Origin of the sequence: Halobacillus karajensis (assembly GCF_900108515.1) — a bacterium.
GTDB lineage: Bacteria > Bacillota > Bacilli > Bacillales > Halobacillaceae > Halobacillus > Halobacillus karajensis.
Map to the genome: position 1 here is coordinate 44,855 of NZ_FNWW01000006.1, position 14,296 is coordinate 59,150.

General features: G+C 40.1%; 13 protein-coding genes. 12 read left to right on the top strand and 1 reads right to left on the bottom strand.

Annotation, left to right across the window (positions count from 1 at the left end):
- Positions 1–7 precede the first annotated feature (7 nt).
- The 8 genes from BLW54_RS13155 to BLW54_RS13185 all read left to right on the top strand — a co-directional run bounded on the left by BLW54_RS13155 (position 8) and on the right by BLW54_RS13185 (position 10,146).
- The gene (locus tag BLW54_RS13155) at positions 8–1,030 is read left to right on the top strand and encodes a TIGR00341 family protein (RefSeq protein ID WP_074735116.1); all 1,023 of its coding nucleotides are present in this window, start codon (positions 8–10) and stop codon (positions 1,028–1,030) included.
- A 540-nt stretch (positions 1,031–1,570) separates the two neighbouring features.
- Positions 1,571–3,319: an ABC transporter ATP-binding protein gene (locus BLW54_RS13160; protein WP_074735118.1), complete on the top strand. Its 1,749-nt coding sequence runs from the start codon at positions 1,571–1,573 to the stop codon at positions 3,317–3,319.
- Positions 3,316–5,343, top strand: a complete 2,028-nt coding sequence (locus tag BLW54_RS13165) for an ABC transporter ATP-binding protein (protein ID WP_074735120.1) — start codon at positions 3,316–3,318, stop codon at positions 5,341–5,343. Before BLW54_RS13160 ends, BLW54_RS13165 begins: the two co-directional genes overlap by 4 nt.
- Before the next feature lie 32 nt (positions 5,344–5,375).
- Positions 5,376–6,209 (top strand): S1C family serine protease, encoded by an 834-nt coding sequence (locus tag BLW54_RS13170; protein WP_074735123.1) that lies wholly within the window; start codon positions 5,376–5,378, stop codon positions 6,207–6,209.
- A gap of 335 nt (positions 6,210–6,544) precedes the next feature.
- A complete protein-coding gene (gene sigI / locus BLW54_RS13175) occupies positions 6,545–7,282 on the top strand; it encodes an RNA polymerase sigma factor SigI (protein WP_035509967.1) in 738 nt (245 codons plus the stop codon).
- Positions 7,279–8,460 carry an anti-sigma factor domain-containing protein gene (locus BLW54_RS13180; RefSeq protein ID WP_074735125.1) on the top strand — a complete coding sequence of 394 codons (1,182 nt, stop codon included), beginning with the start codon at positions 7,279–7,281 and terminating at the stop codon, positions 8,458–8,460. Before sigI ends, BLW54_RS13180 begins: the two co-directional genes overlap by 4 nt.
- Positions 8,461–8,807: 347 nt before the next feature.
- Entirely contained in the window at positions 8,808–8,924 is a 117-nt protein-coding gene (locus BLW54_RS21325) for a hypothetical protein (RefSeq protein ID WP_369332864.1), read from the top strand.
- Between the two features lie 496 nt (positions 8,925–9,420).
- The gene (locus BLW54_RS13185; RefSeq protein WP_035509971.1) at positions 9,421–10,146 is read left to right on the top strand and encodes an SDR family oxidoreductase; all 726 of its coding nucleotides are present in this window, start codon (positions 9,421–9,423) and stop codon (positions 10,144–10,146) included.
- Between the two features lie 56 nt (positions 10,147–10,202).
- Here BLW54_RS13185 and BLW54_RS13190 read toward each other — a convergent pair whose 3' ends face one another.
- The gene (locus BLW54_RS13190) at positions 10,203–10,445 is read right to left on the bottom strand and encodes a YhdB family protein (RefSeq protein WP_035509973.1); all 243 of its coding nucleotides are present in this window, start codon (positions 10,443–10,445) and stop codon (positions 10,203–10,205) included.
- Between the two features lie 185 nt (positions 10,446–10,630).
- On the opposite strand from BLW54_RS13190, the gene BLW54_RS13195 reads away from it, so the two are divergent.
- The 4 genes from BLW54_RS13195 (at position 10,631) to BLW54_RS13210 (ending at position 14,219) form a co-directional block, all read left to right on the top strand.
- Positions 10,631–11,101, top strand: coding sequence for a hypothetical protein (locus tag BLW54_RS13195; RefSeq protein ID WP_074735128.1), 471 nt, complete (start codon positions 10,631–10,633; stop codon positions 11,099–11,101).
- Positions 11,102–11,231: 130 nt separating this feature from the next.
- On the top strand, positions 11,232–11,774 hold the full coding sequence (locus tag BLW54_RS13200) for a YhcN/YlaJ family sporulation lipoprotein (RefSeq protein WP_035509977.1): 543 nt from the start codon (positions 11,232–11,234) through the stop codon (positions 11,772–11,774).
- A gap of 250 nt (positions 11,775–12,024) precedes the next feature.
- Positions 12,025–13,434 carry a SpoVR family protein gene (locus tag BLW54_RS13205; RefSeq protein WP_035509978.1) on the top strand — a complete coding sequence of 470 codons (1,410 nt, stop codon included), beginning with the start codon at positions 12,025–12,027 and terminating at the stop codon, positions 13,432–13,434.
- A 245-nt stretch (positions 13,435–13,679) separates the two neighbouring features.
- Entirely contained in the window at positions 13,680–14,219 is a 540-nt protein-coding gene (locus BLW54_RS13210; protein WP_035509981.1) for a hypothetical protein, read from the top strand.
- The last annotated feature ends 77 nt before the right edge of the window (positions 14,220–14,296 follow it).

A 14,296-nucleotide genomic window follows, 5' to 3' on the forward strand; every position in this document is an offset into this window, starting at 1 on the left:
TGAGGAAATGAACTTGCAGTTGATCGAAGTCTATATCCCGGACCAGCACTTTGAATCGATTCATGAAAAGTTACAAACATACACTCACCGTTCCTATTGGGTCTCAAGAGAATCAGAGGAGCGTGTTCTTGTTCGTATTCTTGTGAAAAAAAATGAAGTGGAGGAAATTCTAAATTATTTAGAAGGAGTGTCCAATGTAGTCGAAGGTTTTGAAACGATGTTAATTCCTGTCCAAACGTATCTTTCAAAAGATACGATTCACGAAGAACTAAAAGAAGATAAGGAAAAAAAGGAAGGTAGAGAGGAAGACAAGGCGCATTTACTAAGAGCAAGCCGCCATGAGTTGATGAACGCTGCCGATAAAAATAGTCATATTACAATGAATTATTCCCTGCTCATTTTGTTATCTGCTATTGTTGCCACTGTGGGGATTATTAAAGATAGTGAGGCGGTTGTTATTGGAGCTATGGTGATAGCACCTATGATTGGTCCTGTAATCGCCATTGCCTTCTCGGCTATCCTAGGCGATTACAAACGGCTTGGAAAGTCGGTGCTTAGCTCTTTATATGGCATTGCGATTGTACTCTTTATTTCGATTGCCTTTGGTTATTTTACCGATATGGGTATGGAAAATGCGCAGTATTTGGATAGAACGAAGGTAACGTTGATTGATATTCCATTGGGAGTAGCATCGGGAGCGGCCGGGGCTCTAGCTTTTTTAAGCAGACTTTCCGGAAATTTAGTGGGGGTTATGGTGGCTGTAGCCCTGCTCCCGCCTTCAGTGGCAATGGGGATGTCAATTGGGGATGGTTCCATGTCTGCCGCCTATGGCGCTTTTCTATTAGTTACTGTAAATATTATGTCTATTCTATTGGCGGCTGTTTCTATTTTTTCCATAAGCGGCATTCGTCCTGTGCGTTGGGAAGAAGTCCAGAAAGCTAATGTATCCCGCCCCCTTGCCATTGTATTTGTCACCGCTATCGTTTTAATCTTAGCTATTGTTATATTGGAAGGTAAGGACATTATTTAATCACATCTTCGACCAACATAAAAGAAACTGATAATTAAATCCATGATAAAATTCTTGTTTAAGATACTGTTAAACAGGTAACTTGCATGAAGGGAAATATGTAAAAGGAAAAAAATGAGAAAATAGTTGATTAAACTTTCAGAAAAATATATAATGTATAATCATTGATACAAAGGAGGTCACGACAATGAAAAAGAAGAATGTTCTTCAAGAAGACAACTTCATAATGATCGTGACTTACGCCCTTTTGTCGAACTGATTTTATTCCAACCGCATAGAAAGACGAAATAGGTCACGTAGCTGCGTGCCTTTTTATATGTGAAAGCATACGTCAAAGGACGTATGCTTTTTTTGGTTGGTTAGGAACTTAAAATCCCATTTGTTGAAACTTTATAGATGGTCTGCACCGAGGAAAACGTCTACTCAGTATTTATTTATCGGATTTATAAATCACAGATGAAAGGGGGCATGAAGATGAATGTATGGAATGAAAATTGGAAAGGCCGCGGTTAGCTGTGAAGGATAGAGAGGATGGTAGGGATGTTCAGTGTATTATTTAAATTGCGTTGGTTTTTCAAGAAGTATTGGAAACGGTATACATTCGCCATTATAGCGTTAATTATTGTGAGTATCATTGATCTCGTGCCACCAAAACTTGTGGGTATAGCTATTGATGAAATTCAGTTCAATACGTTAACGGTTGAGCGTTTAATCGAACTTTTATTAATTTATAGCGGTCTTCTAATCGTCAGTTATTGCATTTCCTATTTGTGGGATTACACCTTATTCAGTGGGGCAATGATCATGGAAAAAACGATGAGAACTCGCTTAATGAATCACTTCCTTCGTATGGCACCTACTTTTTTTGGAAAGAACCGAACGGGGGATTTAATGGCGAGAGCTACCAATGATCTTAAGGCATTAACGATGACGGCTGGTTTTGGGATTCTAACGCTGGTCGACTCTACAATATTTATGCTGATGATCATTGCGGTCATGGGGGTTACGATCAGCTGGCCGTTAACGTTTGCGGCACTTATTCCTCTACCTGTTATGGCGCTGATCATGAATAGGTATGGTCAGGTTATTCATAAACGCTTTACAGAAGCGCAAGAATCCTTTGGGGAGATGAACAATCAAGTACTCGAATCAATCAGGGGCGTTAGGGTCATTCGAGCCTTTGTGCAGGAAAAAAATGACGAAGCCTCCTTTAATGAGATGACGGAAGATGTGTATGATAAAAACATTCAAGTTGCTAAGGTTGACGCTCTTTTTGAACCCACGATTAAAGTTTTGGTCGGTCTTTCTTATACGATCGGACTGGGGTATGGAGCAAATTTAGTATTTAAAAACCAGATCACATTAGGGGAAATGGTATCATTTAATGTTTATTTAGGGATGTTAATTTGGCCTATGTTCGCTGTCGGAGAGCTGATCAATGTTCTCCAGAGAGGGAATGCCTCTCTGGATCGTGTTCAATCTACCCTAAATTATAAACCGGATGTTGTGAACCCGGCACCATCGATATCCCTAGATAAGCCCGGGGAAATCGTATTTCATGACCTTTCCTTCCAATATCCAGAAACAAAAACCTATAGCCTTAAGAATATTGATCTTGTTGTGAAGCAGGGTGCAACAATCGGAATCGTGGGGAAAACGGGTGCCGGTAAAACAACCTTCTTCCGTCAATTATTAAGGGAATACCCAGGCACAGAGGGCCGGCTGAAAATGAATGGGATTCCTATTGAAAATCTTAGTCTTGATCAAACAAGAGCATGGATTGGGTATGTTCCGCAAGACCAGGTGCTATTCTCCAAAACGGTACGAGAAAATATTCAATTTGGTAAACCGGGAGCTACTGATGAAGAAATTTATCGAGTGTTAGAACTTGCCCATTTATTAGAGGATATGAAACATCTTCCTGATGGCCTTGATACAAAACTGGGAGAGAGTGGTGTCACCCTTTCTGGTGGACAGAAGCAAAGAATTTCCATAGCAAGAGCCTTTGTGATGAGTCCGGAAATTCTATTATTGGATGATGCTATGTCTGCCGTTGATGGCAAAACTGAGGCTGAAATTCTTAATCATTTAAGGAGAGAACGAAAAGGAAAAACAACGTTTATTGCCGCCCACCGTCTTTCTGCAGTAACTCATGCTGATCAAATTCTTGTTCTTGACGGAGGTTCAATAGTGGAACGGGGAATACATGAAGAATTGGCACAAAACGGCGGATGGTACCAGAGCCAGTATGAACATCAACAGTTGAAAGACAGGGGGAGAGGGCGGTGAAAAACTCTACAGAAAGAAAGCTTTTTCATTATGCATGGTTATTCCGTAAATCCATTTTTATTGGTCTTGTCTGCCTGGTCATCGCTGTTGCACTGGAACTCACCGGTCCTTTTATTGCCAAGAAAATGATTGATCAGCATATTATCGGAATAGAAAATAAATGGTACCAAGTAGGGGAACAAGATGAACATACAGTCTCTTATCAAGGGGATCTCTACAAACGTTCAGACAGATGGAAGAATTCGGATGAAGTCCGATCGACTCATACCATTTTACAAGTGGGACGCCATTATTATTTTGTAGATGAAGAGGTTCCTTTACAAGGTACAAGGGAGTGGCAGAATGGAAGGTTGACGATAGAGACATCGAATCAAACCTACACGGTTCTTGCTGAAAAAATAGGGCTTGAGCAGCTCTACCGCTTTTTTCGCCCTGAAATGCCGTCTATGTATTGGCTTCTCGGTTTATATGCGGGATTGTTGCTTGTAGCAGCTGTGTTCCAATTTATCCATACCTTTTTACTGCAAAAATCATCAAACAGGATCATCAGAAAAATGAGGGATGACCTTTTTTCTCACATCCATACCCTTCCGATCCAGTTTTTCGTCCATCAGCCTGCTGGGAAAATAGTGGCACGGGTAACCAATGACACAGAAGCTATCCGTGAGCTATATGTAAAAGTGATGGCAACCTTTGTAACTAGTTTCTTTTATATGGGAGGCATCTATATTGCCTTGCTTTTGTTAGATGTACAGCTTGCCTTATTAAGTTTACTATTGATTCCGGTTTTAGCCATTTGGATGAAACTGTACAAAGGTTATGCAGGGAAATATAATCAGGTAGTCCGAACAGCCGTCAGTGATATGAATGGGAAGATAAATGAAGCGATTCAAGGTATGTCGATTATTCAAGCTTTTCGCCAGGAGGGGAATACCTCTCAGGAGTTTGAAGAACTAAATGAGCGTCATTTCACTTATCAAAGGAAATTAATAAGACTTAGTGCACTGACATCTTTTAACCTGGTCAATGTTTTGCGAAACCTCGCGTTTGTTGCCTTCATCTGGTATTTCGGGGCAGGGTCCATAGGTCCTGAAGGAATAGTTACGGCAGGGGTTTTATACGCCTTTGTGGATTACTTGAACCGACTTTTTCAACCGGTTACAGATCTGGTGAATCAACTTCCCCAACTAGAGGAGGCGCGGGTAGCTGCAGGCCGGGTTTTTGAAATACTTAATGAGAAAGGAGAAGGTTTTGAAAACAGATCTAAGGGAAGGTATGAAGGGAATATTAGTTTTAATCAAGTCACGTTTGCCTATGAAAAAGAAAATGATGTATTGAAGGATATTTCCTTTGAAGTCAAGGCGGGCGAGACAGCTGCTTTTGTGGGACATACAGGATCAGGGAAAAGCTCTATTATGAATCTCCTTTTCCGTTTTTATGACCCACAGAAGGGGAGCATTCAGATTAATGGTCAAACCACTACGGAATGGTCAAGACAGCAAGTGCGCAGTCATATGGGAATTGTATTACAGGATCCTTTTATTTTTTCGGGCACGATATTGTCAAACGTCACTATGAGGGATGAGCGTATTTCCCGGGAAATGGCGGTCAAGGCGCTGAAATCTGTCGGAGCAGATCGATTTATTGAGAAATTACCTGGAAAATATGATGAACCGGTCAAGGAGAAAGGTGATACGTTGTCCATGGGGGAACGACAGCTGATCTCTTTTGCAAGAGCTTTAGCTTTTGACCCTGCTATATTAATTTTGGATGAAGCTACGGCTAATATCGATACAGAGACCGAAAAGCTCATTCAACAAGCGTTGGACGTGGTGAAAAAGGGACGGACCACACTCGTGATTGCCCATCGATTATCTACCATTCAACAGGCGGATCAGATCTTTGTAATGAATCATGGTACAATAATGGAACAAGGGACCCACCCGCAGTTAATTCATAATAAAGGTGAGTACTACCGTATGTATCAAATGCAGCAAGGCACGGTAGGCAAAAATGTGGTATAGGTCTCAATACTCATGATATGGAGGCAGGTTCCATGAATGAGCAAGACCGTGAAAATAAAGATGTTATTGATGAAGATTTATATGAAGAAATAGATGAGGAAGAGTTATACGAGCTTGTTCAGGAAGAAAAGCGGAAAGCCTATGAACAAGAGAGAATAGATAAAGAAGAGCAAAAGGTGAAACGGCCTTTCCCAAAGTGGATATTTTGGTTGATTGCGATGATGATGATCCTAAACATTGTCGCTGTTCTCCCTAATACCTTTTCAATCCCTGCTATAGATTTTCTTATAACTTCTGCCAAGTTGTCGACGGATGAAAAAGTAAAAACTTACAAGGAGTCTGTGGTGGTTGTTGAGGCAGGAGAAAGTAAAGGAACTGGTTTTGCTTTTACTTCAGAAGGTCATATCCTTACGAATCACCATGTTATTGAAGGAGAAAAACGGATTTCCGTGGGATTTCCTGAAGATGGTTTGTTCGGGGCAGAAGTGACTGCCTCTTATCCTGAAGTTGATCTTGCCGTTCTTGATGTTGAAGGAGATGAACTTCCTTATATAGAGCTGGCAGAGCGAACAACGTTTGAGGATGGGGAGCATGTTTATTTTATTGGGAACCCTTTAAAGTTTACAGGAATCGCCAATCAAGGGAACGTGATTGGATATAAAGCATTGTCCGATTGGAATCGAGAAGTGCTTATGCTTGATGCACCGATTTATCGTGGTAATTCCGGAAGTCCCGTCATAAATAATGAAGGAAAAGTTATCGGAGTGGTTTTTGCCACCCTTCATGATAATGTAGAAGGACGAGTAGGTCTTGCTGTCCCCATTGATTATTATCATGAACGAGCGGAAGAGGGAAACCAGCACTAGGTTTCCCTTTAGTATGAAATATTTTTAGGTACAAATACCTAAAAATATTTGTTTAACAAAATGAATAATGCTGGGGAGAAAAGAGAAGAGTCTTAGGTCTTATTTTTTGAAATCGTTACTTAATAAAATGTAACCCCTATGATGTAGACCACGCCTGCCATGTTCAGTAAAATGGTCATGGTCACATACAATACCTTTTTACTTACCCTGCACGATCCACTACTTCGGAAATACTGGTTGATACACTTTGTAACATAATTGAAACAATCTTAAAAAAGACACCCAAAAAAATACCGCCATAATCGAAAACATTAATAGGCTGGAGGTGATAAAGGTTGATCAAACGTCTTTTTCAAAAAGCTGACACCTCCCTGGATGAACAAGTCGCTTCAGCCAAACAGGGAGATGAGGAAGCAAGAAACGAAATGCTGAAACAGTATCAACCTTTCATCGCCAAAAGTGTTTCTGAAGTATGTAAAAGATATATAGATCCAAAACAAGATGATGAGTTCAGCATCGGTCTGCTGGCTTTTAATGAAGCTATTCAATCCTATTCTTGTGATAAAGGGAGTTCTTTTCTTTCTTTCGCGAGACTTGTAATTAAGAGGAAAGTGATTGATCACATTCGTAATGAACAAAAACGAGTACAAGTCACCTCTCTTGACGAGGATTTTCATGATGAAGAACAAATGGAAAACCCGCTCGAGATTTCCGCAGCCAAGGAAAAGTTTCGAATGGAAACAGAAGCTTGGCATCGTAAAGAAGAGATAATGGAATTCCAAGCTCAATTGAAAAAGTATAAGCTTTCTTTCAATGAGCTGATTGATGCTTCTCCAAAGCACCGGGATGCAAGGGAATCGGCTGTTCAAGTGGCGAGACTTGTATTTCAGGATGAATCTCTACGTAGCCAGGTCATAGATAAAGGACGGTTACCGATAAAGGATTTAGTCCACCGGGTCGATGTAAGTAAGAAAACATTAGAACGTAACCGAAAGTTCATCATTGCATTGGTTCTCATCCTGAACGGGGATTATGTATATCTTAAAGATTACCTGAAAGGGGTGGGTATGTGAAAAAAGGTATTGTCATGGAACAGCAGAAGGAATATATGATTGTCATGACAAGTGATGGAAAATTTCATCGTGCTGAAAACATTGAACAAGCGGAGATAGGGATGGAAGTACACTTCAAAACCGCCCATGAACCTAAAGTGCTGCATCAATGGGCTCAAGTGCTTCGTAATCATCATACAAGAGTAGCCGTTGTTGCTATTGTTTTTTTGATGACACTGTTTCCCATCTTTTCCTGGTATGGGAGTAACAAAGCTTACGCCTATGTGAATATTGATATAAACCCAAGCGTGGAATTAGAATTAAATGATAAGATGCAAGTGATCGATGTGATTCCTCAAAATCGAGAAGCCAAAGAAGTTGTTTCTTCCTTAGATGATTGGGAGAAAAACGACGCCTCTGCCGTCACGTTTGAATTGATTCAGTTAAGTCAAGAAAGAGGATACGTGAATGATGCCCACCAAGTACTGATTGGCATTAGTTATTTGAAAGAAAATATCAATCAGGATTATACGGAAGAAATGGAAACATTTCTTATGGATCGGTCCGAGGAAATTTCAATTGCTACATTCCTGGTACCCGAGGAATTACGAAAAAAAGCACATGAACAAAAGGCCTCCGTTAATGAAATGATGGCAGATCGAATAGATGAAAAGAAGAGGAATAAAGATACAGAGGAAGATTTACCTGTTACCGTTGAAGATGACGATAAAGAAATCATTCAATCCTTTTATAAAGAAGAGTCATCGAATGAAGAACAGAAAGAGTCTGATGCATCCGTTGAGCCGATCATCCCTGTTTCACCTCATCCTCATCCACCTGTGATCAAGGACTTAAAGTCTGACCAAGCCAATCAGCAAGGAAATGACCATGGACCGGGTCAACAGAAGAAAGAAAAAAAACCCCCTGTCAACCAGAAAGATAAAGTTGATAAGAAACAGAAAAAGAAGAAAGATGAAAAGACTGACAATCAAAAAGAACAACCGAAGAGTAAGGAAAATAAAGAGCGTAAAGAAGAAAAACATAAACATAAGTCCCCCAGTCCAAAAGATAAGGGAAAAGGCCCCGATAACAAACCTAACCACCATAAAGATAAATCAAAAAAAGAAAAAAACCATAAGAAAAAACCTTCCCATAACAACGGCAAAAAAGAAAATAATTCTAAAGGAAAGCACTCCTAGCAGCTGAGGGGTGTTTTTTTAGTGAATATATAAAAGTGTCGTGTACAAAAAGGAGGGAAATCCATGAGTTAATCTCATATTGAGTTAAAGATGGAAAAGTTTCTAACTGCCTCACATCCACGAGCTGTGTATGTATCCAAACGGATCAGTCCAAAAAAGAAAATGGCCCCTTACATTTTACGAAGGACCTTGAAACAACCAAACGTTTAATTAAAAACGTTTCCATGAAATGGACAGAACAACAATTAGGCGGAAATGAATAATTATATCCATAGTATCGTACAACCAAGAGGCTTAAGTGTGTAAAGATGACGTAGTTTTTTAATTCTGATGAAGACTAATCGCTGATCCATTTCCACTTCTCTTCACGATTCGGTTACTCAGATTTTGGTGTGAATAAAAAGCGGATGAGGGATTCCTATGCTCATTATGAAATGATGAAGGAAGAAGATAATTACCAATAGTCCAATATAAAATTCTTCCCTGTTCCGAATAAGAGTTCGTCTTTGTCACCAAAATAATTGGAGATGGTAATTTGGGAAACTTGCGCTTTTTGAGCAATTACAAGGATGTATACTGCACTCTGTAAAGAATTTCAAGGAGTCGTTCATGATATTTTGTTTTTTCGTTCTTTGGTCTATCTCCAACGATCCACGAAGTTATGGAACATTTTTTTCATACATTTTTGGGATGAGAGTCTTTTTATATCTGGACAGAGGGGTTGAAGGTTAAGTACGATGAAATGGATTGGAAATTGGAGAGGGAAGAAAGAGCACAAAAGCAAAACTCGATTTGATGCAGTATGAAAGAATCGAGCAAGCCTTTGAATGTAAGGATGTTTTTCTTTTATGGATCGGTGGAAAAAGGAAAACTTGAAAGGAAGCAAGTTTAAACAATTATAGCTGATTTAAAGTGAAAACAGACACAAAACCGGAAGGAACGTCAGAGGAGGAATCATTTATGCTGAACAAACAAGTAGCCATCATTACAGGTGCATCAAGAGGAATTGGAAAAGAGATTGCCTTTCAAATGGCTGAAAAAGGAGCACGATTATCGATTATCGGCAGTTCTGAGGAAGTCCATAAGACAAAAAGTGAATTAGAAGAACAAGGGTATGAAGAGGTTCTTGCTTATACAGCTGATGTCAGCAATGAAAATGAAGTCGACCAAGTGGTCGAAGCAACAAAGAAGGCGTATGGGAAAGTGGATATTCTGATAAACAATGCGGGAATTGGCGATTTTAAACCGATTGAAGAGGTTACTGTAGAAGAATGGCGGCGTACGTATGATATTAATGTTCAAGGTGTTTTCCTTGGGACAAAAGCGGTTCTTCCTATTATGAAGTCACAAGGGTTTGGAACGATTATTACAGTTGCCTCGGATGTCTCCCGTTATACCATCCCTGAAGGTGGGGCTTTATACACTTCAACAAAATATGCGGTTCAAGGGTTCATGGGGTCATTAGCTCAGGAAGTCAGGAAAGATGGGATCCGTGCGGGGACGATCAACCCAGGGATGGTGGATACATATTTTGCTAATGGCAAACAAGGAGATCCGGAGAAAGCAGAATGGCTTAAAGTCCATGATATAGCAGAAGCCGTTGTCTATATGGCCCTTGCACCAAATCATATGGTGATCGATGAAATGCACTTGCATCCACTTATTCAGAATTATCCACGTATATAAGTGGTGAATAATTCCAGCCCTTGTCATCCGAAATACGGACGACAAGGGCTGGGAATTTAACTGAATGTGAAGTATTCAGGTTGTAGTGTTGTTGTTTGTGCGTGATCGATATAGCTCAACAATGCTTCATGAGATTCGAGCATTTCACTTTGTTTACTTGGGTAGTAACACGCATGGAGGAAAGTTTCGATCTTTTTAGAAAGCAGTTCATCCTTTGTGCGTACCATGAGTACGAGCAAGTCGTCCCATTGACCCCAGATCATGAAATGAAGAGCTTTATCGTAATCGTAATGATTCATTTCAATGCCACTTCCTTCGTGAAAGGAGTGGTCTTATTATCTCCGGCTGCTTCTTGACTCAATCAGAGAGTTCGTCACAGTTCTGGAAAACCCGACACATTTTTACGTATTTCTTCCGCAAAAGACTGGAAATTTTGTTATGATAGTATGGAAAAGTTTTGCTTTTGATGGAAGGAGTCTTCGTGATGACAGAGAAAAATTTTCTTTATACGAACCTGGGATGTGTCATCACCTTTGGTTTGTTTTTATTTTTAAGCCTGGTTACAGCCGAATCCGATGCAACCCAGCATGTGATGATTCTCATATCGGAAATCATTGGGGGAATAACAATGGCTGCTGCTGCCGCTTCTCTTTTTTACATAAAAAGTGATCAAAAATATTTACCTGTGTCCATACTGGGTTTTCTAGCTCCCTGGCTTTTGTATGCTATTGGTTATGAGCTAGGTTTTGATGGATCCACCAATCATACGTGGGTCTGGTTTATCAGCCTTTATCTTCTTCTTGTTGCCGGATTTATATTTATACGCTACAACTACCGGAAAGTAGAGGGCTATTTCAAACTGGTCTTAGTTTTTCTTTTATTTATAAATGCTATTTTTTTCGTTTATTTACTCTTTATACATATATGGTGGAACCTACCTTTTACAAACAGCTAACCCTCGGTCTTTATTATGACCTGAGGGTTTTTCATTTCCCATTCATTCATCCTTTTGACTGAATTTACAACCGCATATTTGATGGATACACACACATACTAACCTTAAATATGGAAGGAGGTTGAACAACATGAAAATGAAAGCATTCGCCATTGGATTATTAGCGGCCGGATCTCTTGTGGCCTGTCAAGCTGAGGAGGATGCCGGTGATAATGGCAATAATAATGGTGTAGAAAACACAAACTTTGAGCGATCAGCTGAAGACATGGCTCAAAATGGCCAGGATGCGAACCAAAATGATAATGGTCGTGATACGGCGCAAAACACCAATTATAAAATTGCCAAAGATGCAGCCAACCGCATTGAGAAAAACGTGGAGGGTGTAGATCAAGTTTACGTGTTAAAAACACGTGATAATGCCTATGTAGCGGCAGAGCTTGATAACCCTCGAGGAGATAAAAACGAAGTCTCTGATGAAATGGAACAGCAGATTAAAAAAGCGGTGAAAGCATCTGATCAGGATATAAACAATGTTTACATTTCAACGAATCCTGATTTCGTTGACTTGACGAACAATTATATCGAAAATACCAGAAACGGCGAACCAGTTAGTGGATTCTTCCGAGAATTTGGTGAAATGGTCGATCGTATATTCCCTGATCAACGCTCATAAGCAAAATAAAAACCAGGACCTTTATCAGGGTTCCTGGTTTTTTGCTATGATGGGCCATTCATTTTTATAGCAAAATGGGGTTTGAAACAGAAGGGTTAAAAACACGCCCTGGTTGTCCATGGAAAGCCGGTAGATGAGTACATAATGGCTAAAATTCTAGGGTAGGACAGGATAAGATGTCCTGAATCTTCATGTTCGCTGCTTTACTCTCATATAGTAAAAATAAGCGAAATCGAAGGAGGGGGCATCTTTGAGACCAGATGACCAAAAGAATCTCGAACATGCGATCAAGGAAATCACTGAAATCGCTAAAGGGTTCGGGCTTGATTTCTATCCGATGCGTTACGAAGTCTGTCCTGATGATATTATTTATACATTCGGAGCGTACGGGATGCCGACGCGCTTCTCTCATTGGAGTTTCGGAAAGCAGTATTACAAAATGAAGTTGCAATATGACTTGGGACTGAGCAAAATTTATGAGCTAGTCATTAACTCGAACCCTTGTTATGCCTTTTTGTTGAACTCTAACAGTTTAATTCAGAACAAGCTTATTGTGGCTCATGTATTGGCCCACTGTGATTTTTTCAAAAATAATGCCCGCTTCCAAAACACAAAGAGGGATATGGTAGAAAGTATGGCAGCGACGGCGGAGCGAATATCGGCCTACGATAAGAAATATGGAAAGCAGGAAGTGGAATCATTCCTGGATGCCGTGCTGGCCATTCAGGAACATATCGATCCATCCCTTGTAAGGCCTAAACTTGCCTGGACGATGGAAGAAGAAGAAAGTGAGGAGAAACCTTTACAAACGGAGTATGATGACCTATGGAAAATGGACGAATCATCCTCTGAAGCTAAACCTACTTTCCGTAAACAGAAGAAATTCCCCCCGAGGCCGGAAAAGGATTTACTGCTATTCATCGAACAATACAGCAGGGAATTAGAGGACTGGCAACGTGATATTCTTACCATGATGCGGGAGGAAATGCTGTATTTCTGGCCACAATTGGAAACGAAAATTATGAACGAAGGGTGGGCCTCTTACTGGCATGCACGCATACTAAGAGAAATGGATTTAACGAGTGATGAATCTGTTGAATTTGCTAAATTGAATGCAAGCGTGGTGCAGCCGAGTAAAACTCAGCTTAACCCCTATTATTTAGGATTAAAAATCTTTGAGGATATCGAAGAACGTTATAACAACCCGACAGAGGAAATGATCAAACACGGAGTAGAGCCGGGTACAGGACGGGAAAAGATGTTTGAAGTCCGGGAGATTGAATCAGATCAAAGTTTTATCCGTAATTATTTAACGAAAGAATTAACCAGACGTGAGGATTTGTACCTTTTCCAAAAACAAGGCCAAAAATATAAAATCACCGATAAGGATCATGAAGCCGTCCGTGATCAGCTTGTAACAATGAGGGTTAATGGAGGTTTTCCATATATAACCGTCCAGGACGGGGATTACGTGAAGAGTGGTGAACTCTATTTGAAACATCACTTTGAAGAGGTAGAATTGGATGTCGGTTATTTGGAAAAAACGCTCCCTTATATTTATCAGCTGTGGGGCCGGAACGTCCATCTAGAGACAAAAGTTGAGAGCCGTGACGTGGTCTTTAGCTACGGAGGTAAGAAAGTACAGAAAAAGTATTTATAATCGCTAAACTGCTCTTTCTATGAGAGAGCAGTTTTTTATATGGTCTTATTTTAAACCTTCTACTTGCCATTTAAATGGAAAAAGCTCGTTATCACCATTTATGTAGCTTTATAATGAATGGGATTTCCCTTTAAGTTAAGAAAGAGAAAAAACGACAAAAACCCTTTCTAATTTTGACAACGTCCTTACCTGCACTTTGATACAATGACATTATTATTCAGCTTTATATAACAGGGGTGATTATAATGAGGAAAAAGGTGCGTCTGGCTGTTTTCAGCTTGGCAGTTGTGTTAATTGCGGCTGTATTTCTATATTTGGACAATCGTGAAATCAATGCACTAAAAGGTGACAAAGCCTATCCGATGATTGAAGAACCCACCCAGCACCCTCAACCCATTACGGCCTCTTCCTTTGAAATGAACGATTCGAGTATTCATCTGACAAAGCTCTACAGCAAAAGTAATGCCAAAGGTTTATATTTAGGCATGTGGTATGGAGTCGGCAATAATAAGATGAATAACAGAGAAAAAGAGTGGAAGCGGGAGGAAGGGCAGATTGAATTTTTAGTGAAGGCCGTTGATTCTAATGGATCCACTTATAATGGCCATACCATCGGAACGTCAGAAGGTACATTTACGACTTTCCGCTATGTTCAGTTCGACGAATTCCGTTACAAACAGGGAATGGATAAGATTGATCTTTACTTTTACCCCATCCTGGACGAAGGAAAGGGCGGAACCCCCTACGAACATGCCTGGTTTGAAACGACCGTTGAGTTGGATTGAAGGATTTTTAACATTTGGAGGGTTTGGGGACAAATCTATTTTTTTTCGAAAGGGGTAAGGGGACGCCGATATAAACG

Coding starts and splice junctions, on each gene's coding strand:
- BLW54_RS13190 (WP_035509973.1), bottom strand. CDS start 10,445: ATGAATCATTACGATTACGATAAAGCTCTTCATTTCATGATCTGGGGT.
- BLW54_RS13185 (WP_035509971.1), top strand. CDS start 9,421: ATGCTGAACAAACAAGTAGCCATCATTACAGGTGCATCAAGAGGAATT.
- BLW54_RS13200 (WP_035509977.1), top strand. CDS start 11,232: ATGAAAATGAAAGCATTCGCCATTGGATTATTAGCGGCCGGATCTCTT.
- BLW54_RS13170 (WP_074735123.1), top strand. CDS start 5,376: ATGAATGAGCAAGACCGTGAAAATAAAGATGTTATTGATGAAGATTTA.
- BLW54_RS13155 (WP_074735116.1), top strand. CDS start 8: ATGAACTTGCAGTTGATCGAAGTCTATATCCCGGACCAGCACTTTGAA.
- BLW54_RS13160 (WP_074735118.1), top strand. CDS start 1,571: ATGTTCAGTGTATTATTTAAATTGCGTTGGTTTTTCAAGAAGTATTGG.
- BLW54_RS13210 (WP_035509981.1), top strand. CDS start 13,680: ATGAGGAAAAAGGTGCGTCTGGCTGTTTTCAGCTTGGCAGTTGTGTTA.
- BLW54_RS13195 (WP_074735128.1), top strand. CDS start 10,631: ATGACAGAGAAAAATTTTCTTTATACGAACCTGGGATGTGTCATCACC.